17 protein-coding genes are annotated in these 17,106 nt (G+C 63.7%); 7 read left to right on the plus strand and 10 right to left on the minus strand.

From position 1 onward, the window contains the following. Positions 1–33 precede the first annotated feature (33 nt). The 4 genes from AC5V87_RS34440 to AC5V87_RS34455 all read right to left on the minus strand — a co-directional run bounded on the left by AC5V87_RS34440 (position 34) and on the right by AC5V87_RS34455 (position 4,003). Positions 34–1,245 (minus strand): GGDEF domain-containing protein, encoded by a 1,212-nt coding sequence (locus AC5V87_RS34440; protein ID WP_495369151.1) that lies wholly within the window; start codon positions 1,243–1,245, stop codon positions 34–36. A 649-nt stretch (positions 1,246–1,894) separates the two neighbouring features. After that, a complete protein-coding gene (locus AC5V87_RS34445; protein WP_456842678.1) occupies positions 1,895–2,506 on the minus strand; it encodes a LysE family translocator in 612 nt (203 codons plus the stop codon). Between the two features lie 66 nt (positions 2,507–2,572). Further along, complete coding sequence (locus AC5V87_RS34450) at positions 2,573–2,947, minus strand: response regulator (RefSeq protein WP_456843537.1); 375 nt, start codon at positions 2,945–2,947, stop codon at positions 2,573–2,575. Positions 2,948–3,196: 249 nt separating this feature from the next. Further along, positions 3,197–4,003: a lytic murein transglycosylase gene (locus tag AC5V87_RS34455; protein WP_495369152.1), complete on the minus strand. Its 807-nt coding sequence runs from the start codon at positions 4,001–4,003 to the stop codon at positions 3,197–3,199. A gap of 788 nt (positions 4,004–4,791) precedes the next feature. Between AC5V87_RS34455 and AC5V87_RS34460 the strand changes: the two genes are divergently transcribed. Next, entirely contained in the window at positions 4,792–5,028 is a 237-nt protein-coding gene (locus AC5V87_RS34460; protein ID WP_456842676.1) for a hypothetical protein, read from the plus strand. 212 nt (positions 5,029–5,240) lie between these two features. Further along, the gene (locus AC5V87_RS34465) at positions 5,241–5,585 is read left to right on the plus strand and encodes a hypothetical protein (RefSeq protein ID WP_456842675.1); all 345 of its coding nucleotides are present in this window, start codon (positions 5,241–5,243) and stop codon (positions 5,583–5,585) included. 247 nt (positions 5,586–5,832) lie between these two features. On the opposite strand, the gene rpoD is transcribed toward AC5V87_RS34465, so the two are convergent. Both rpoD and dnaG read right to left on the minus strand, forming a co-directional pair. Continuing rightward, positions 5,833–7,971 carry an RNA polymerase sigma factor RpoD gene (rpoD, locus tag AC5V87_RS34470; protein ID WP_495369153.1) on the minus strand — a complete coding sequence of 713 codons (2,139 nt, stop codon included), beginning with the start codon at positions 7,969–7,971 and terminating at the stop codon, positions 5,833–5,835. 376 nt (positions 7,972–8,347) lie between these two features. Continuing rightward, a complete protein-coding gene (dnaG, locus tag AC5V87_RS34475; RefSeq protein ID WP_495369154.1) occupies positions 8,348–10,357 on the minus strand; it encodes a DNA primase in 2,010 nt (669 codons plus the stop codon). Between the two features lie 258 nt (positions 10,358–10,615). Between dnaG and AC5V87_RS34480 the strand changes: the two genes are divergently transcribed. Continuing rightward, a complete protein-coding gene (locus AC5V87_RS34480; protein ID WP_456842673.1) occupies positions 10,616–11,179 on the plus strand; it encodes a chlorite dismutase family protein in 564 nt (187 codons plus the stop codon). A gap of 42 nt (positions 11,180–11,221) precedes the next feature. Here AC5V87_RS34480 and AC5V87_RS34485 read toward each other — a convergent pair whose 3' ends face one another. After that, a complete protein-coding gene (locus AC5V87_RS34485) occupies positions 11,222–11,620 on the minus strand; it encodes a gamma-glutamylcyclotransferase family protein (RefSeq protein ID WP_495369155.1) in 399 nt (132 codons plus the stop codon). A gap of 201 nt (positions 11,621–11,821) precedes the next feature. On the opposite strand from AC5V87_RS34485, the gene AC5V87_RS34490 reads away from it, so the two are divergent. Then, the gene (locus AC5V87_RS34490; RefSeq protein ID WP_495369156.1) at positions 11,822–12,625 is read left to right on the plus strand and encodes an N-formylglutamate amidohydrolase; all 804 of its coding nucleotides are present in this window, start codon (positions 11,822–11,824) and stop codon (positions 12,623–12,625) included. A gap of 130 nt (positions 12,626–12,755) precedes the next feature. Here the strand turns inward: AC5V87_RS34490 and AC5V87_RS34495 are convergent, their stop codons facing one another. From AC5V87_RS34495 to AC5V87_RS34505, 3 genes are all read right to left on the minus strand, one after another. Then, positions 12,756–13,376, minus strand: a complete 621-nt coding sequence (locus tag AC5V87_RS34495) for a LysE family translocator (protein WP_495369157.1) — start codon at positions 13,374–13,376, stop codon at positions 12,756–12,758. Between the two features lie 147 nt (positions 13,377–13,523). Then, the gene (locus tag AC5V87_RS34500; RefSeq protein ID WP_495369158.1) at positions 13,524–14,039 is read right to left on the minus strand and encodes a hypothetical protein; all 516 of its coding nucleotides are present in this window, start codon (positions 14,037–14,039) and stop codon (positions 13,524–13,526) included. Positions 14,040–14,059: 20 nt separating this feature from the next. Continuing rightward, positions 14,060–15,505 (minus strand): LVIVD repeat-containing protein, encoded by a 1,446-nt coding sequence (locus AC5V87_RS34505; RefSeq protein ID WP_495369159.1) that lies wholly within the window; start codon positions 15,503–15,505, stop codon positions 14,060–14,062. A 201-nt stretch (positions 15,506–15,706) separates the two neighbouring features. On the opposite strand from AC5V87_RS34505, the gene AC5V87_RS34510 reads away from it, so the two are divergent. From AC5V87_RS34510 to AC5V87_RS34520, 3 genes are read left to right on the plus strand one after another with little or no spacing between them, the layout of a single operon-like run. After that, a complete protein-coding gene (locus tag AC5V87_RS34510; RefSeq protein ID WP_456843536.1) occupies positions 15,707–16,021 on the plus strand; it encodes an ArsR/SmtB family transcription factor in 315 nt (104 codons plus the stop codon). Continuing rightward, positions 16,014–16,484 carry an SRPBCC family protein gene (locus AC5V87_RS34515; RefSeq protein WP_456842667.1) on the plus strand — a complete coding sequence of 157 codons (471 nt, stop codon included), beginning with the start codon at positions 16,014–16,016 and terminating at the stop codon, positions 16,482–16,484. The genes AC5V87_RS34510 and AC5V87_RS34515 overlap by 8 nt, the downstream gene beginning before the upstream one ends. Continuing rightward, on the plus strand, positions 16,481–16,993 hold the full coding sequence (locus AC5V87_RS34520; protein ID WP_495369160.1) for an SRPBCC family protein: 513 nt from the start codon (positions 16,481–16,483) through the stop codon (positions 16,991–16,993). Before AC5V87_RS34515 ends, AC5V87_RS34520 begins: the two co-directional genes overlap by 4 nt. Positions 16,994–17,106 lie beyond the last annotated feature (113 nt).

The following is a 17,106-nucleotide window of genomic DNA, read 5'->3' on the forward strand; positions in this document are numbered from 1 at the left end:
CGGGTCCAATGTGGACCTAAATCGTAGCAGGCTTTACGCGAATGTGCGCTTGCTCTCGATCGGCCCGATCGCCCCCGGCGCGAGCGGCGGGGCCGGATCGTAAACCGCGAAATTGTTCTTGCCGTTCTTCTTGGCGGCATAGAGCGCGTGGTCGGCATGCGCGATCAGCCTATCAGGGAATTGACCGACGCTGTGGTCCCACTCGGCAACGCCGATCGAAATCGCGATCGGGATGTCGGCGCCGGTGCAGCTCGCGGCATCCTGCCGGCACACGTCGAGCACGCGGCGGGCGATCGCCGCGCCCTCGCGCAAGGAGGAGGACGGCAGCACGACGCAGAACTCGTCGCCGCCGCTGCGGGCGAGCATGTCGCCGGGCCGCAGGCGCGTCTGCGCCATCAGCGTGAAGTGCCGCAGGCAGGCATCGCCGGCGGCATGGCCATGGGTATCGTTGATGGTCTTGAAGCCGTCGAGGTCGATCACCAGCAGCGAGAACGGCTCGCCGCTGCGCTCCGAGCGGGCGCATTCCTCGGACAGGCGCTGCAACAGGTGCCGCCGGTTGGCAACGCCGGTGAGATCGTCGAGCAGCGCGAGGTCGGCAACCTCGCCGCGCAGGCGGTCCATCGCCATCAGGAGGAAGCCGAAATTGAGCGTCATCGAGAGGAACAGCAGCACCAGCACCATGACGGCATGGTTCTGACCGCCAGCCACGGCCGAGAAATCATAGTCGAGCAGGTTGCCTACGACGCGCGTGCTGAACGTCGCGACCAGGGCGATGATGACGATGCCGGACAGCCGGGCTCCCGGACTAACTCGCCCTTCTGGCGGAGACAGCAACAAATGCAGCGAGCACAACAGCGGCAAGGACTGCCCGAGTGTGTAGCAGAGCATCCGCAGCGGCATGTGATCGAAGCCGAACTTGAAGAAAGCGACTGTGCTGAGGCTCAGGGCCGACGTCGCGACCATGAACCGCCAGGAGACTGGCCGATCATAGAAGCGTTGGATGCCCATTGCGGCGAAGCAGCTCGCCGCGATGATGCCGGCGCCTGCAATCAGAAGCGGGATAGGAGACATGGCCGAGAGGCCAATCAGGGCGACCATCGCGCCGGCCGCACCGACGAAGGCCGATGCCATCCAGAACCGCGCAGCCGCGAAACTCGGATAGGAGCGCGTCACGTACGCCCAGATCACGCCGAGCGCCAGGAAGTTGACGATGAAGACCGTCCACAATGTCGGTACGTTCAGCATGGCGCGTACAGCACGCGCAGCGTCCCGCCCCCCGTTCCCGGCAGCCGTCCGTCCATGACCCATCCCCGTTTTCTTGCGGAAGACAATGCGACGGTTGCGCTTAATGGAGTCTCACTGCGACCTGCGAAAACGCGCCTTTGGTTTTGGATTCATGAACGTCACGCGGCCGTTGTCGGATCGTTAAGCCTGTCGCCGCCGATGCGCCGTGCTGACGCGTGAGGCGAATTCGCGACCAAAAATCATCCGGAAATGCATCTGAGCTGTGGATAACGCGATGACACCGATGTGACAGCGCGGGGCAGAGGCTCGCGAATCTGCTGAGTTTGTCATCGAGGATATTGCGAGGCTGGCCCTCCGCCGAGCATCCCTCGTGTCGCGTTTAACCATGAACCCTTTGAGAGGATACTATGGCTAAGAAAGCGAAGAAGGCGGCGAAGAAGAAGGCGAAGAAGGCCAAGAAGGCGAAGAAGAAGTAACGAGGCTTCTTTTTCTTTGCCCGGGTGGAGCCTCGCTCCGCCCGGGTATCGAGTCAGGCTGGTTTGAGGTGGCGGGCGAGAGGCCCGCTTTTTTGTTGGTGAGTTATCGCGACACGCTCTGTCTCTCACTCCCTCTCCTCTCCCCGTTCTTACGGGGAGAGGTGAAGAAGAAGCTACCGCTCCGCGAACGCCAGCTTGGCGCCGAGCATCGCAAACCCCGCGGCAAAACTGCGGCGCAGCCAGGTCATCACGGCGGGACGGGAGATCACACGCTCGCGCACGGAGGCGGCGCAAAGGCCGTAGACGACGAACACGGCAAACGTCATCGCCATGAAGGCGCCGCTCAATTCCAGCATCCGCGTCAGGACATGCGCCTCGTCCGCGGCGATGAACTGCGGCAGGAAGGCGAGGAAGAAGATCGACAGTTTTGGATTGAGGATGTTGATCAGGAAGCCGGTGACGATGACGCGGCCGGCCGATCGCTCCTTGATCCTGCTCTCAAGCGCGAGCGCCCCGGTCTCGCGCAGCGCCTGCCAGGACATCCACAGCAGATAGAGCACGCCGCACCATTTCAGCGCGGCGAAGGCGAGCGCGCTGGTGTGCAGCACGGCGGCAAGCCCGAGCATCGCCGCCATCATGTGCGGCACGATCCCGAGCGTGCAGCCGAACGCGGCCGCCACGCTGGCACGCGAGCCGCGCGTCAGCGCCGCCGCCAGCGTGTAGAGCACGCCGGTGCCGGGCGAGGCGACGACGATCAGTGAAGTGAGCAGGAAGGACCAGGTCATGGGCGGAGCTTAGCAGTCCGCCTCACGGCGAGAAAGCCGGACCTCGCTCCCTGAACAATCGGGCCGTCAAGCCAGCTGCGCGAGCTCTGCCTCGCGCAGCACGTCCAGCGGCGCCCAGGGCTTGGCCCAGAATTTCGCGCCGTCAGGCAAGGGCTGCTTCAGGGGACGGCCGGAGGTGACGACGACGTCGAGCCGGGGGTTGCGATCCTTGGCGACGTGCGCGAGCTCGACCCCGTTCATGCGGCCGGCGAGCTGCACGTCGGTCATCATCAAACAAAGCGCGCCTGCGTTCTTGTCCAGGATGCGCTCGGCGGCCTCGGCGCTGTCGCACTGGATTACTTGGTAGCCGCTTTCTTCCAGCAGGACACAGAGCATCTCCCGCTGCATGACGTCGTCTTCAACAATGAGCGCTGTCGCGCGAAATGGCTGTGCTTGTCCCATCAGCGGCTCCAATGCTTGGCCTCATAACGTATGTTAAAAACTCGGGGAGGCTACGGTTCGGTTTCGTTTTCAAAAAAATGTAAGGCACGGTTCCATCGTCAGGGCTTGACGGGGAATATGGCGCGAGCAGCCGACGTTCCACAAACTCGTCATGCCCGGGCCCGGCCATGACGATGTGGAAACGGCAGCCCCAAAAGTTACGCCGTTTTCATATGCGATAGCCCTCACCCTTCCAGGTTCGGGTGAAGCTCACTGCCCCATCAGCCGGTCCGCGAAATAGCCGATCGTCTTGCGGTAGACCACTGCCCTGTTCCACTCGCGCATCGCCTCGAAATTGGCACTGCCCTCGCCATAGGGCTGGCCCATCTTGAAGCCGCTCGAGTGCAGCAGGTTCGCGGTCGAGGCGAGCACGTCGGGGACGCTGTGGCGGAGATCGACATGGCCGTCGCCGTCGAAGTCGACGCCGTATTTGATGTAGGACGACGGCAGGAACTGGGTCTGGCCGATTTCGCCGGCATAGGCGCCGATGACATCGCGCAGCGGCAGGTCGCCGCGCTGCACGATCTTGAGCGCGGCGAGCAGCTCGCCCTGGAACAGATCGGTGCGGCGGCAGTCATGCGCGAGCGTCGCCAGCGTGCGGATCACCGGCAGCTTGCCCATATCGCCCTTGCCGAAATCGCTCTCGAGGCCCCAGATCGCGACCAGGATCTGGCGGGGCACGCCGAACTGCTGCTCGATGCGCGAGAGCAGCGCGGCGTGGCGCTGCAGCAGCGCGCGGCCGCCATTGATGCGGCCGGCGCCGACGCGGGTCGAGACATATTGCTCGAAGCTCTTGTTGAAAGTGTAGCGCTGGCGCCGGTCGAAGGCGAGCACCGCGCCGTCCTGGGTGATGCCGCTGAACGCCGCGCTGGTCACGCTCGCCGAGACGCCGGCGGCTTGCGCCTCCGCGGCCATGCTGGCGATGAAGCTGTTGAAGTCGCCGCCGCAGCGCGCAGCCTCCGCCGCTCCACCGGCCAGCGAGACGATGACGGCGGCGGCGAAAAGCGATCTCAACATGCGAAAGCATCCTCATGAGGTGGGTGCGAAACAGATGGTGATCATGCCCGGGAACGGGATTCGCGTCAAAGCGAGCTGGATCAGATCATATCGGATGCCCGCGCCGACGGCGGCAAAACAAAAATCGCAAAACAACCCCATGCACAGTAGGAGCACGGCGAGGATCGCTTACGCCTATTCCGAATTTCGGTTGACCCGTCGGGCAAAACAGGGATATTGTGTCAGCATCGCAGACTCCGGAGCTTGACGCCTGCCCGCGCCGCACCTTGAGAGCCTCGTGCGATCCACACATCCCCGACGACACATGAATGCCGATGTTGCATCCCGCTGCGCATGGTCGGGGGCTTCGTGCAGCTCAATCCCAGCCCTCGCGCGCGTTCTCGCTGCCTTGCGAGAGCGCGGCAAGATGAACAAAGTACTTCGATGATTCAAGCATCTGCTTTTCGAATTGCGGGAACTCGCGATGCCATCAGCTGAATATCTGATGCGCCCGCTGCGACACCATCGCCGCGACGATTTGCCTTGCGATCACAGAGCGCAAGGGATATTATTCTATTTTAGGTTGTCGCCCTGCCAGCCCCGGGCGGCGCTGAAGACCAAAAATAAACGGCGGGCTTTCGCGGCCCGCCGTTTATTGAGGGCGCGCATCGAACCTTGCGAAGCGCCGGGCGCTTCAATCTCACGAACAGATGTCGCCGATTGGCGGCCAGAGCGGCAGCCGCTCACTTTCGCGTTTGACAAGTCGCGAAGTCATTTGACTGCGGCGCACTGATCGACGACAAGCCGCCATGGCCAAAAAACCCGGTACCAATCCCAAAGGCGAATTCGCCTTCTTCAACGTCGTCTATGAAGACGGCTCCCAGCGCTCGAACCGCCGCGTCCCCGCCGAGCTGCTCGGCGGCCTCGACGGCGACGAACCCGCGCGCGCCTTCATCATGGAGCAGGACCGCGAGATCGCGGAAAAGAGCGGGCGGCCGGCGCTCGAGATCAAGCGGATCGAGCGGGTCGGGGCGAAGAAGAAGTAGGCTTCGGCTCCATCCACGTCGTTGCGAGCGCAGCGAAGCAATCCAGAAATGCGTCGGCGGAGATGGGCGGCAGAGCAGACCGTATTTGCTCAACCTGAGTTCTTCGCATTTTGACCCACAGCTACGCCGCCGCACTTGTTTTAGCGATCCGGCTAATCGTCCCTTAGCAAATACTGATCTTCTGCCGGATACAACTGGGTCATGGGCTGAACATGAGTGGGATCGATCTCCTGACAATCATTGCGGCCACGTGGGTCGGCACGTTCGCTATCCTCCTGCTCCCTGGCCGTTGGCTCGGAAGTTGGATTGCCGCAAATAGCCCGAACACTTTCTTCAGTGTACTGTACTGCTTGGTATTCTCGAAGCTGCTGATAGTCATTCTGGCGGTGGTGGCCGTATTTGTTCGGCTGCCATTCCTGCCTCATGTCAATACAGACGAAGGCTTCGCGCTTGCATTCATGGCGACGCTGTTCTTTGTGCCGGCGGTGGTAGCTCAGTTTTTGGGTTTTCGTCGTGCGAGGGCACAGGGAAAATTCACAAGCATTGCTGCGAACTAAATGCCCAAAGGCCGCTACCGTAGCATCTTAGATGACCGCTTCTGGCGCATCTCGGAAGTCGGGCACCGTCCGCTCTTTTGTTGCTGTTGGAATAGGAGCGGACAGGGGTCGGGGAATCGCCTGGTGATTACAAGACGCAGCCTGGATTGCTTCGTCGCAAGTGCTCCTCGCAATGACGGGGTGAGAGCCGAGTCAAAGAAAAAGGCGGGCTGTTGGCCCGCCGTTTTCGTTCTGATTGAAATTCGGATCAGTTATCCAAGAAGCTCCGCAGCTTCCGCGACCGCGACGGATGCTTCAGCTTGCGCAGCGCTTTTGCTTCGATCTGGCGGATGCGCTCGCGCGTCACCGAGAACTGCTGGCCGACTTCTTCCAGCGTGTGATCGGTGTTCATGCCGATGCCGAAGCGCATGCGGAGCACGCGCTCTTCGCGCGGGGTGAGCGAGGCGAGCACGCGCGTGGTGGTCTCGCGCAGGTTGGACTGGATCGCGGCGTCGATCGGCAGGATCGCGTTCTTGTCCTCGATGAAATCGCCGAGATGTGAATCCTCTTCGTCACCGACCGGCGTCTCCAGCGAGAGCGGCTCCTTGGCGATCTTGAGGACCTTGCGGACCTTCTCCAAGGGCATGCCGAGCTTCTCGGCGAGCTCTTCCGGGGTCGGCTCGCGGCCGATCTCGTTGAGCATCTGCCGGCTCGTGCGCACGATCTTGTTGATCGTCTCGATCATGTGCACGGGGATGCGGATGGTGCGGGCCTGGTCGGCGATCGAGCGGGTGATCGCCTGCCGGATCCACCACGTGGCGTAGGTCGAGAACTTGTAGCCGCGGCGGTACTCGAACTTGTCGACCGCCTTCATCAGGCCGATGTTGCCTTCCTGGATCAGGTCGAGGAATTGCAGGCCGCGGTTGGTGTACTTCTTCGCGATCGAGATCACGAGACGGAGGTTGGCTTCCACCATCTCCTTCTTGGCCTGGCGTGCCTCGCGCTCGCCCTTCTGCACGGAGTGCACGATCTTGCGGAACTCGACGATCTCGAGGCCGGTCAGCGCGGCGAGCTGATGCACCTCGTGACGGAGGTCCTTGATGCGGTCCTTCTCGTGGTGGACGAAATTCTTCCAGCCCTTGGCCGACAGCTTCGAGACGCGGTTGAGCCAGCGCGGATCGAGCTCCGAGCCGGTGTAGTTGCGCAGGAAGTCGTCGCGCGCGACGCCGTGGCTGTCGGCAAGGCGCATCAGGCGGCCCTCGTACGAGACGAGGCGCTTGTTGATGTCGTAGAGCTGCTCGACGAGACTGTCGATGCGGGCCTGGTTGAGGCGCAGCGACTTCACCTCGACGATGATCTCGTCCTTCAGCTTCTTGTACTTGCGCTCCTGGTGCGGCGAGAGCGACTCGTTCTGGAGCTGGTTCTGGATGTCCTGCTCCTGAAGCTTGCGCAGCTTCTTGTAGCTGTCGGCGATCTTGTCGAAGATCTCGACGACCTTCGGCTTGAGCTCGGCCTCGATGGCGGCAAGCGACATCTGGTTCTCGAACTCGTCGTCGTCCATGTCGGCTTCGGCCGCGACCTCGCCCGGGTCCTTCTCCTCGCCGGCTTCGTCGCCGGCGGCAGGCGCGGCGCGGAACGGGGTCGGCGACGGCGGCGCCGCGGGCGGGGCGACATGCGCGGGCGCAGCGGCGGCGGCGACAGCCTCACCGCCTTCAGCCGGGGCTTCGCCGTTCTCGGTTGCCGGGGCGCCGATCATCGCGGTGTTCATGCCGCCCTTGGCGTCGGGGCCGGCATAGGTCGCTTCGAGATCGATGATGTCGCGGAGGAAGATCTTGCCCTCGTTGAGCTCGTCGCGCCAGATGATGATGGCCTGGAAGGTCAGCGGGCTTTCGCAAAGGCCCGCGATCATCGCCTCGCGGCCGGCCTCGATGCGCTTCGCGATCGCGATTTCGCCTTCGCGGGAGAGCAGCTCGACCGTGCCCATCTCGCGCAGATACATGCGCACGGGATCGTCGGTGCGCTCGCCCGGCTCGCTCTTCTTGACCTCGGTGACAGCCTTCTGGGTGACCTCGACGAGCTCGTTATCGGTCTCGTCGTCGGCCTCGTCCTTCTCTTCCTCGCCGTCGGTGTCGTCGGCTTCGGTGACGTTGATGCCCATGTCCGAGAGCATGGACATGATGTCCTCGATCTGCTCGGGCGAGGTCTGGTCGGACGGCAAAACTTCATTGAGCTGATCGAAGGTCACGAAGCCGCGCTTCTTGGCCTGCTTGATCATCTTCTTCACGGCCGCGTCGGACAGATCGAGCAACGGCGAGGGCGCGTCCTGGGAATCCTTCTCCGGAGCATCCGCTGCCTTGTCGTCTTTTTCCTTGTCCTTCGCCTGCAGCGTCTTTGCCTTGGTGGCCATCCATTGCTCCTAAACGCGCTTCATGCGAGACGATCGCCGCGCCCCGCGTGAATTCACTTGAACCTGTTGCTCGACGCTCTCGCTTCGGCAGCTCTCGACACGGAAAGGGCGGCGCACGTCTCTCTCGCCACCCCCAACTCTCTCTCGCCGGATTTGCCTAACGCTTCGTGAGCCTCTTTGTCGCAGCGGATGCAGGTGTAGTGCCAACAGCGATTGCGCGGATTCATTCCTGACGCGTCTGTTCTGCCTGCGGCCGCTTCTGGGCCAAAGTGCTACAAGACCGTTAAGCCTCGATTAACCCTGTTTTTGCCGCCAAACCTTGGATTTGGCGAGTCTTTTAGCGGTCGCGGCCCCGGCCGTCCGCATGATTCTTTCATCACACGCTCTTCTGGAACCGGCCCGACAGCTCACCAAAACCCTCGATCAGGGCCTCGGTACCGTCGACCTCGGCCAGCCGAGCCTTCACATCACGCAGCCACGCCAAATTGGCCTCGCTGGGGTCCTCCCCCAAGGCCAGCTCGGCGTCTTTCAGCTCTCTAAGTAGTGAATGGTATTGCCGATGCAAGGCAACGAGCTGATGCCAGGTGGCAAGAACATCATCCCGCGCCGCTCCCTCGCGGGCGCCAAACACCGCGGCGGTGGTGATGGCATTCTCAACCCTTTGAAGAACCTGCGAAAAACCGCTCTTTTCGAGGTCGCCGCGCATCTTCTCGGCCTGCTCCTCGGGGTCCGGGGAGTGGTGATGGTCGTTGGCGAAGGCGGCGATGATGCCGGCCCTGAGCTTGTGGGCCTCGGGATGGGCCAGCTCCAGGGCGGCCACCTCCTCGAGGTGCTCATGCAGCAGCCAGGGGTGGTTGATCAGGCATTGCAGGATCAGGGCCTCCCGGCGGGAGATGGCGCTGCGTTGCCCCTTCATGATCGGGCTGGCCGCCAGCTGCGGGCTCGCCGCCTGGTAGGGGCCGGAGGGCAGCAGGGTCGGACCGGGCGCGCCGCGGCGCCCTTGGCCGCCGAATCCCTGGCCGCCGAATCGATTCGCACCGGCCGCGCCCCGCGGCTGGAACGGGCGGCCGCCGCCGGGGCGGAAATTGCCCCGGCCGCCAAAGCCGCGCCCGCCCTCCGGAGCAAACGTGCGCTGAAGCCGCTCGACGAAATCGTCGCGATAATAGCGCCGCACCACCTCGTCGCGAATGCCGTTCGTGAGCTCCTTGATGCGCGCCTCCAGCGCAGCGCGGCGCTCGGGGGTGGCAAAATTGCCGCCTTCGAGCTCGCGCGACCAGACCATGTCGGCGAGCGGACGCGCAGCTGAGATCACCTCCTCGATCGCGCCGCGCCCACCGGAGCGGACGAGATCGTCGGGATCCTGCCCTTCCGGCAGCAGCGCAATACGCAGGCTCTTGCCGGGGGCGAGGAACGGCAAGGCAAGGTCCGCAGCACGATAAGCCGCCTTCTGCCCTGCGCGGTCGCCGTCGAAGCAGAGGATCGGCTCGTCCGCCATCTTCCAGAGCAGCGCGAGCTGGCTCTCGGTCAGCGCGGTGCCGAGCGGCGCCACAGTGCCGGCAAAGCCCGCGGTGACCATGGCGATGACGTCGACATAGCCTTCGACCACGATCAGCGCGCCGCCGTCATGCGTGGCTTTGCGCGCGGTCTGGTGGTTGTAGAGATTGTCACCCTTGTGAAAGAGCGGCGTCTCCGGCGAATTCAGGTATTTTGCCGGAACGTCCTTCTCCAGCGCGCGCCCGCCGAAGGCGATGACGCGGCCGCGCAAGTCGGTGATCGGAAACATCACGCGATCGCGGAAGCGGTCGTAAGGAACGGGAATGTCGTTGCCGGCGACCAGCAGCCCGGTCTCGACCATGTCGTCGACGGAGATGCCAAGCTTGCCGAGATGCTCCTTCAGCGCGAAGCGATCCGGCGGCGCATAGCCGAGGCGAAACTGCAATTGCGTCGCCGGCGAGATCGCGCGGTCGGCGAGATAGCCGCGCGCCTTGGCACCGACCCGCGAGGCCAGTGTCTCCGCGAAAAACTGGGCGGCGAGATCCATGACGTCATGCAGCGACTTGCGCCGCTGCTCGAACCGCGCCGCATCCGGCGTCACCGCCGGCAGCGGCAGGCCCGCCATGCCCGCGAGGCGCTCGACGGCTTCCGCGAACGGCAGGCCGTCGGTCTCCATCACGAAGCTGATGATGTCGCCATGCTTGCCGGAGGAGAAGTCGTGGTAAAAGCCCTTCTGGTCGTTGACGTAGAAGGACGGCGTCTTCTCCTGCTGGAACGGCGACAGCCCCTTCCACTCCCGTCCCGCCTTCTTCAGCTTGACGCGCTTGCCCACGACCTCGGAGACCGAAAGCCGGGCACGAAGCTCGTCGAGAAATTGAGGCGTGAAGCGCATGGCGTGGGTTTAGCGCAAACCGGGATGAGTCGGGCGAAGGATCAGGGATATAGGTGCGGGCTGGCCAGAAGTCAGGTTTAGGCGGGTTATCCGGCTTATTCGACCTATTCACAGGGCGTTCCGTCATTCCTGGGCTCCCTGCCGCCTTCGAGGCTCACATGGCTATGCCGTGGGAGTACCTCAGGATGACGGGACCAATATCCCGGAATCACGGTGGCAAGGCTTGAACCGCGCCCGGTTCCACGCTTCCATAGCTGCATGTTCAGGACCTTTCGAGGCGGTCACAGCGGGGGCTGGCGCGTCACCTCGATTTCACCGGTGACGGGCGAGCCCCTGCCCTTCGTGCCGGCGGTGTCGGTCACCGACAGCGAGGCCGTCTCGTTGCCGCTGGTGCCCTCGCGCAATGCGTGGCGGCTGGTCGGTGTGCCCTCTAGCTTGCGCTATACCGAGCGGGCCGAGAAGGAGCAGCTCGTGGCCGTGCAGGCCGGGCTCGGCCGTCCGGAGGCAACCAGCGCCGCGCTGATCCCGATCCGCAAATCGGACGCCTGGTGGGAGCTGACGCAGGAAGAGCGCCGCAAGATCTTCGAGGACAAGTCGCACCACATCGCCAGCAGCCTTCGCTTCCTGCCCGCCATCGCGCGCCAGCTCTATCATTGCCGCGACCTGGGCGGCCCCTTCGATTTCCTGACCTGGTTCGAATTCGCGCCCGCGGACACCTCGCTGTTCGATGAGCTGGTGGGGATGCTCAGGCAGACCGAGGAATGGACTTACGTCGAGCACGAGGTCGACGTGCGCGTGGTGAAGGAAGTGCTGTCGGCCTAGAGCATGATCCGCAAAAGTGCGCCGCAGTTTTCCGACGAACAATCAGTGTTCGAGAAAGCGCCCGGATGCGATGCGCGGCAGGTCGTGGACGGGCCAGTTGTAGATATAGGCCCAGGCCTTCCCAGTGACGCCATCCGCGTCCGTCACGTCGATCAACCGGCGCAGATATTCCGTGGGCTCCGGAAAGCCTTCGCCGCAAGCCTCGTACATGTCGAGCTCGGCCAGCAGCTCGTCCGGCGCGCGCAGGTGAAACAGCTCGCCATGAACGATGTCGGAGGCCGCATCCGACAGCAGCAGGCCCGGATAATGCTTCACCAGGACGAGCCGGCCGCGGCAGGTCGCTTCACCCAGGAAATCCGCGTGGCCCGCAAGCAGCCGCGCCATCGGATGGTCGAAGCCGCGCATCAGGGTGCCGTAGACGAAGAGACGATCGGAGGTCATGGCGTGTCTATAACCGCCAATCGCGCGAAGCGACAGCATCGCGCGTCACAAATGTCGCCCCAGTCAAGGGCGGAGCGCGCGATATTCGCTCTTGAGATGAATCGCCGCTGGCGGCATCGTCCGGCAAGCCGGATCAATTTCGAACAGGCGATTCCTGCCTGATTTCGAAGGGGCAATTGCATTTTCGGTAGGCAATCAGGAATGACGCTGGACGCAGTCGATACGGCCGATCAACTCCTTGGCGAGGAGGATATTCCACCAGTGCATGAGGTGAATGTAGCAGGCGCATCGCCGTTCCTGCTCACCTCGGATCATTACGGACGGGTGCTGCCGCGCGCGCTCGGCGACCTCGGCCTCGCCGAGAGCGAGCTTTCCAGGCACATCGCCTGGGACGTCGGCATTGCCGGCGTCGCCGAGCGGCTGGCAAAAGTGCTCGATGCGCATCTGATCGCGCAGCGCTATTCACGGCTCGTGATCGACTGCAACCGCTCGCCCGCCGTTGCAAGCTCGATCCCCGTGATCTCGGAAGCCACCAGAATTCCGCGCAACGAGGGCATCTCCGAGAGCGAGCGCACGGCACGGCGGCGCGAGATCTTCGAGCCCTATCATCATCGCATCAATGCTGCGATCGAGCGCCGCCTGCATCACAAGCGGCCGACCGTGCTGGTGTCGCTGCACAGCTTCACGCCGGTCTATGCCGGCGTCGCGCGGCCCTGGCATATCGGCGCGCTCTACAACCGCGACACCGTGCTGCCGCAGCTGCTGCTGAAACATCTGCGCAGCGAGGGCGATCTCGTCGTCGGCGACAACGAGCCTTATGCGGTGAGCGATCTCAGCGACTACACCATCCCCGTCCACGGCGAGGCCCGCGGCCTCGTCAACACCGGCATCGAGATCCGCCAGGATCTGATCGCCGATCAATCCGGCCAGCAGCAATGGGCCGAGCGGCTGGGAAGGATCTTTGCCGAGATCGAGGTGGAGTTGCGGGCCGAGCAGCGGGCCTGAAGCATGACCCGGAAAAGTGCGGAGCGGTTTTCCCTCGCGACAAACGCGGAACGCGTTTGCGCGGAGATCATGCGCAAACAACAACCGAAAGCGCGATGAGGATTGATCACAATCTCATCGCGCTTCGGACTCATTTCGCCCGGGTCAGCGCCAGCCAGATGCCGCCGCCGATCATGAAGCCGCCCGAGATGCGCGACATCATCCGGGTGCGGCGGGCCGAGAAGAACTTTCGCGCGCGGCCGGCGGCGATGGCGTAGAGCGCATCGGTCATCACCGCGGTGACCATGAAGGTGGCGCCCAGCAAAGCGACTTGCGGAAAGTGCGGCTGGCTCATGTCCATGAACTGCGGGATGAAGGCGCCGAAGAACACCAGCACTTTCGGGTTCGACAGCAGCACCAGGAAGCCCTGCAGGAAGAAGCCGCCGCGCGGCGGCGCCGGCGGCTCGCCGACATTGACGCCCTCGGCCGGCGTCCAGATCAGCTTGATGCCGAGCCAGACCAGATAGGCCGCGCCGGCAAAGCGCACCCAGTCGAACCAGTAGCCCATGGTCGCCATCAGCGAGGTCAGGCCGACCGCGACGATGCCGATCACGATCGCGAGTCCCGCCTGCGCGCCGGCGACATTGGTCAGCGCCGCGCGCGTGCCATGGCGCAGGCCGTTGGCGATGACGAGCGTGACGATCGGCCCCGGCAGCAGCGCCAGCGCAATGCAGGCGGCGACGAAGGCGAGATAGGCTTGCAAGGACATCATGGGCGGGACTCGGCTGAGGAGGGTTTGGGGATATTAATGCATGGGACAGGCCGGGAGGGAAGGCGTGACTGCGTGGCACCGAGGCCTCTCAATTGCCGGTGTCATCAGCCGTGAAAGCGGGTGATGACACCGGAGGTGGTGGAGACTTCACCGGCCATCCAGCGCCGTCGTCATCCATCCCCTCATCTCCTCCGTCTCCAGAAACACGAGCGCCGCGCGCTGCATCGCAGCCGCCTCTCCAGGCCCCTGCACCACTGCAACGAGCAGATCGCACCTGCGCGAGACTGCGACCCCGATCGCGGCGTGATGAACACCGTCGGAGATGTCGAGATCATACCGCCTCGCGCGGCCAGGCATCGCTGCAACGCTGACTTCCTCCCCTGCCGCGACAGCTGCAAAGCGCGGGCTGACCAGATCGATGTCGGTGACACGGTCGACTTCGTCGTCATCGGCAACGCCGTTGTCGCAATTGCAGAAACCCCGCTTGGCACGCACGTAGAGCTCGGCTCCATTGCAGCCGCGCGCGGTGCAGCGGAACGCACGGCCCGCGGGCCAGCCGTCGCGGGGAAACGGCCATGTGATCTCCCGCCATTGCCCGACGCGTTCCGCCTCGTCTGCGCACGCGCGCGACGGCGCGCCGAGAGCGATCATGACCATCAGCATGATTGCCCCGCGCCGCATCGTCAGTTCTTCGGCAGGCCGGCCACGGCGCGCGCGGGTCCTGTCAGTTCGAGGATATGCAGGCCGGTATTGGCGCGATCGACGATGTAGATGTAGCCGCGATCGTCGGTCTCGACATTGTTGGTCTGGATCGCGACCTTGCAGCGCTCGCCGCCCTCGACCGGGATGCAGCGCTTGTCGGTCGCGCTCGTGATCGACGGAATGAAATAGCCGACCTCCTTCGGATGATAGGGATCGCGGATGTCGAGCGCGCGCACGCCGGCATTGAAGAAGGCGATGAAGGCCATCTTCTTGTAATAGACCGGCGCCATGCTCTCGTTCGAGGAATGTGAGCCGAACCGGCCACCGCGCTGGCAGAACCGCCCGCTCTCCTCCGGCACGGTGTAGCTGGAGATCGTCATTGGCCGCGTCTCGGTGGTGACGTCGGCGAACCACACCATCTGCCGCGCCTCGCCGCATTCGTTGAGGATCGCCTCGTCGACGATCATAACGATGTCGCGGGTCCTGCCGTCCTTGTCCTCGGCGAACTCGGCGACGGGCATGTCGAGCATCGGAAACGTGGTGTGGGCGCCGTTGAAAGCGGACATCGGCAGCCGCGCGATCTCGGGGTAGCGCAGATTGTCCGCCGTCGGCTCCTTCGGCCCGTTCAACAGCTTCTCGCGATCGACGATCTGCAGGATGCCGGCCTTGTTGGTGCCGTAGCCGAAATAGACGCGATTGCCGTTCGGCCCGGTCGAGATCGGCCCGTGCAATTCGATCGGCACCGCGCCGGTCGAGCCAGGCTCCTGTCCCGGCAGGCCGAAATCCCGGATCTTCTGCGGATGCGCGGGATCGCCGAGATCATAGACCTGCGTCATCCGCCGCGTGCGCCAGTCCGGCGCGCCCGAGACGAGAAAGGCGATGCCGGTGTCGCATTCCCACCAGCTCTTGTGCGTATCCTTCAGACCGCCAATGCGCGTGAGGAGCACGGGATTGGCGGGATCGGCCACGTTCCAGATCTCATGCGCCTCGCTGCCGAAGGTGCGCAGCATGTAGACCGCGTTGGGATCGCCCTTCGGCAACGATTTGCCGTCGCAGACCCGCACCATCTGCGCGCCGCCGGATTCGTATTTGCCTTCCTGCCCCGGCAGATGTCGCAGATATTTGGGATGCGCGGCATCGGTGACGTCGACGATCGAGGTGCCGTTCGGCTCCGCCTGCCCCGTCATCGGATTGACGGGAGACGGCACATCGTCGGTGCCGCCATGATGGCCGATATAGGCGATCCAGCGGTCGCCCTGATGGTGAATGGTGGGCTGGTAGGCGCTGCGCGCCTGGAGATCGTTGGTGCCGACCAGCTTCATGTTGGAGGCTTCCGGCGGCGCGCCGATGGTCTGCTTCTGCGCATGGACAAAGGTGCTGCCGGCGAAAAGGACCAGACAGGCAGCAGTCAGGACGCAACGGAACATCAAAGTCCTCCCGGAACCAATCGGTGCTGGCTGAGCTTCAACGCTAGCACGGCAAATTGCACGGACCAAAGACACGTTCTTTTGCACGTCATTCCGGAAACCGCGGAGCGGCGAATCTCGAGATTCCGGGTTCGCGCTTCGCGCGCCCCGGAATGACGTCACGCTTGACATGCAACCATTTGGTTGCCTATTATCGCCGCCATGGATGAGGTCTTCAAAGCGCTCGCCGACGCGTCACGACGCTCGCTCTTGGACAGGCTTCACGCCAAAAACGGCCAAACGCTCAACGAACTTTGCGAAGGCCTCGCGATGACGCGGCAGGCCGTCACAAAACATCTTGTCATTCTCGAAGAGGCCAACCTGGTCACGACCATCAGGCATGGCCGGGAGAAGCTGCACTACCTCAATCCGGTGCCGATCCATCAGATCGGCGAACGCTGGATCAAGAAGTTCGAGCGCGGCAAGCTCGCCGCGCTCAGCGAGTTGAAACGCCAGTTGGAGAAGCGCGATGAGTAAGCCGCAATTCGTCTATGTGAGCTATATCGAGACCACCCCGGAAAAACTCTGGGAGGCACTGACGTCGAGCGCGTTCACACGGCAATACTGGTTCGGCGCCGAGGTGAAGTCGGACTGGAAAGTCGGCTCGCCCTTTGCGCTTTCGCTGGACGGCGAGGTCACCGATTCCGGTGAGATTCTGGAGGCCGATCCGCCGCGGCGCCTGTCCTACAGCTTCAAGCACCACAAATACGAAGAGCTGCGCGGTGAGCCGATCTCACGCGTCGTCTTCACCATCGAACCCTTTGGCCAGGTCGTGCGTTTGACCGTGCTGCATGACGGCTTCATCGAGGGCGGCAAATATCTCGGCGCCGTTTCCAACGGCTGGCCGGCGATCCTGTCGCAGCTCAAGAGCCTGCTGGAGCGAGGCCAGGTGCTCGCCATTCCGCGCGCAGCCCTCAACAAGGGACTCGACGCAAGATGAACCTCGATCAATTCAAGCCGCTGACGGTCTACACCATCTACATCGCCTCCACGCCGGAGAAGGTGTGGGAAGCGCTGACCTCGGCCGAGTTCAGCAAGCTCTATTTCTTCGGCAATAGCGTGGAGGTGGAGCCGCGCCATGGCGGCGCGTTCATCGTGCGCACGCCTGATGGAGCCCTGCACATCAGCGGCGAGGTTCTCGCCTACGATCCGCCACGAAAGCTCTCGGTCACGTTCAACGTGAACTGGCCCGAGCTGATCGAGAAGCTAGGGCCGACGCTCGTCACCTACGACATCGAGCAGGTCGGCGACGCGGTGCGCCTGAGCATGAGCGAGAGCCACGACCGGCCGCTCAGTGACGACATCCTCGCCGGCGGCCGCTCCGGCTGGCCCGCGATCCTGTCGAGCCTGAAGAGCCTGCTCGAGACCGGCAAGCCGCTGGTGGTGAAGATGGGCCCGCCGCAGCGTATGCTCGATGCGCTGAAAGCGATGGGGATCAAGACGCCGTAGGCGTATTGGTCATTCCGGGGCGCGTCACCGGGTCCGCGCAAGGCGCGGCCCAATGACCACTAGGCGGGCACCGGCACCACCATCGCTTTGCCCACCCGGCACTGTCCGAGGGG

Source organism: Bradyrhizobium sp. SOJA106 (assembly GCF_059448745.1).

Excerpts from the sequence above, each read along its gene's own strand:
- AC5V87_RS34440 (WP_495369151.1), bottom strand. The coding sequence starts at position 1,245 with ATGCTGAACGTACCGACATTGTGGACGGTCTTCATCGTCAACTTCCTG.
- AC5V87_RS34445 (WP_456842678.1), bottom strand. The coding sequence starts at position 2,506 with ATGACCTGGTCCTTCCTGCTCACTTCACTGATCGTCGTCGCCTCGCCC.
- AC5V87_RS34450 (WP_456843537.1), bottom strand. The coding sequence starts at position 2,947 with ATGGGACAAGCACAGCCATTTCGCGCGACAGCGCTCATTGTTGAAGAC.
- AC5V87_RS34455 (WP_495369152.1), bottom strand. The coding sequence starts at position 4,003 with ATGTTGAGATCGCTTTTCGCCGCCGCCGTCATCGTCTCGCTGGCCGGT.
- AC5V87_RS34460 (WP_456842676.1), top strand. The coding sequence starts at position 4,792 with ATGGCCAAAAAACCCGGTACCAATCCCAAAGGCGAATTCGCCTTCTTC.
- AC5V87_RS34465 (WP_456842675.1), top strand. The coding sequence starts at position 5,241 with ATGAGTGGGATCGATCTCCTGACAATCATTGCGGCCACGTGGGTCGGC.
- rpoD (WP_495369153.1), bottom strand. The coding sequence starts at position 7,971 with ATGGCCACCAAGGCAAAGACGCTGCAGGCGAAGGACAAGGAAAAAGAC.
- dnaG (WP_495369154.1), bottom strand. The coding sequence starts at position 10,357 with ATGCGCTTCACGCCTCAATTTCTCGACGAGCTTCGTGCCCGGCTTTCG.
- AC5V87_RS34480 (WP_456842673.1), top strand. The coding sequence starts at position 10,616 with ATGTTCAGGACCTTTCGAGGCGGTCACAGCGGGGGCTGGCGCGTCACC.
- AC5V87_RS34485 (WP_495369155.1), bottom strand. The coding sequence starts at position 11,620 with ATGACCTCCGATCGTCTCTTCGTCTACGGCACCCTGATGCGCGGCTTC.
- AC5V87_RS34490 (WP_495369156.1), top strand. The coding sequence starts at position 11,822 with ATGACGCTGGACGCAGTCGATACGGCCGATCAACTCCTTGGCGAGGAG.
- AC5V87_RS34495 (WP_495369157.1), bottom strand. The coding sequence starts at position 13,376 with ATGATGTCCTTGCAAGCCTATCTCGCCTTCGTCGCCGCCTGCATTGCG.
- AC5V87_RS34500 (WP_495369158.1), bottom strand. The coding sequence starts at position 14,039 with ATGCTGATGGTCATGATCGCTCTCGGCGCGCCGTCGCGCGCGTGCGCA.
- AC5V87_RS34505 (WP_495369159.1), bottom strand. The coding sequence starts at position 15,505 with ATGTTCCGTTGCGTCCTGACTGCTGCCTGTCTGGTCCTTTTCGCCGGC.
- AC5V87_RS34510 (WP_456843536.1), top strand. The coding sequence starts at position 15,707 with ATGGATGAGGTCTTCAAAGCGCTCGCCGACGCGTCACGACGCTCGCTC.
- AC5V87_RS34515 (WP_456842667.1), top strand. The coding sequence starts at position 16,014 with ATGAGTAAGCCGCAATTCGTCTATGTGAGCTATATCGAGACCACCCCG.
- AC5V87_RS34520 (WP_495369160.1), top strand. The coding sequence starts at position 16,481 with ATGAACCTCGATCAATTCAAGCCGCTGACGGTCTACACCATCTACATC.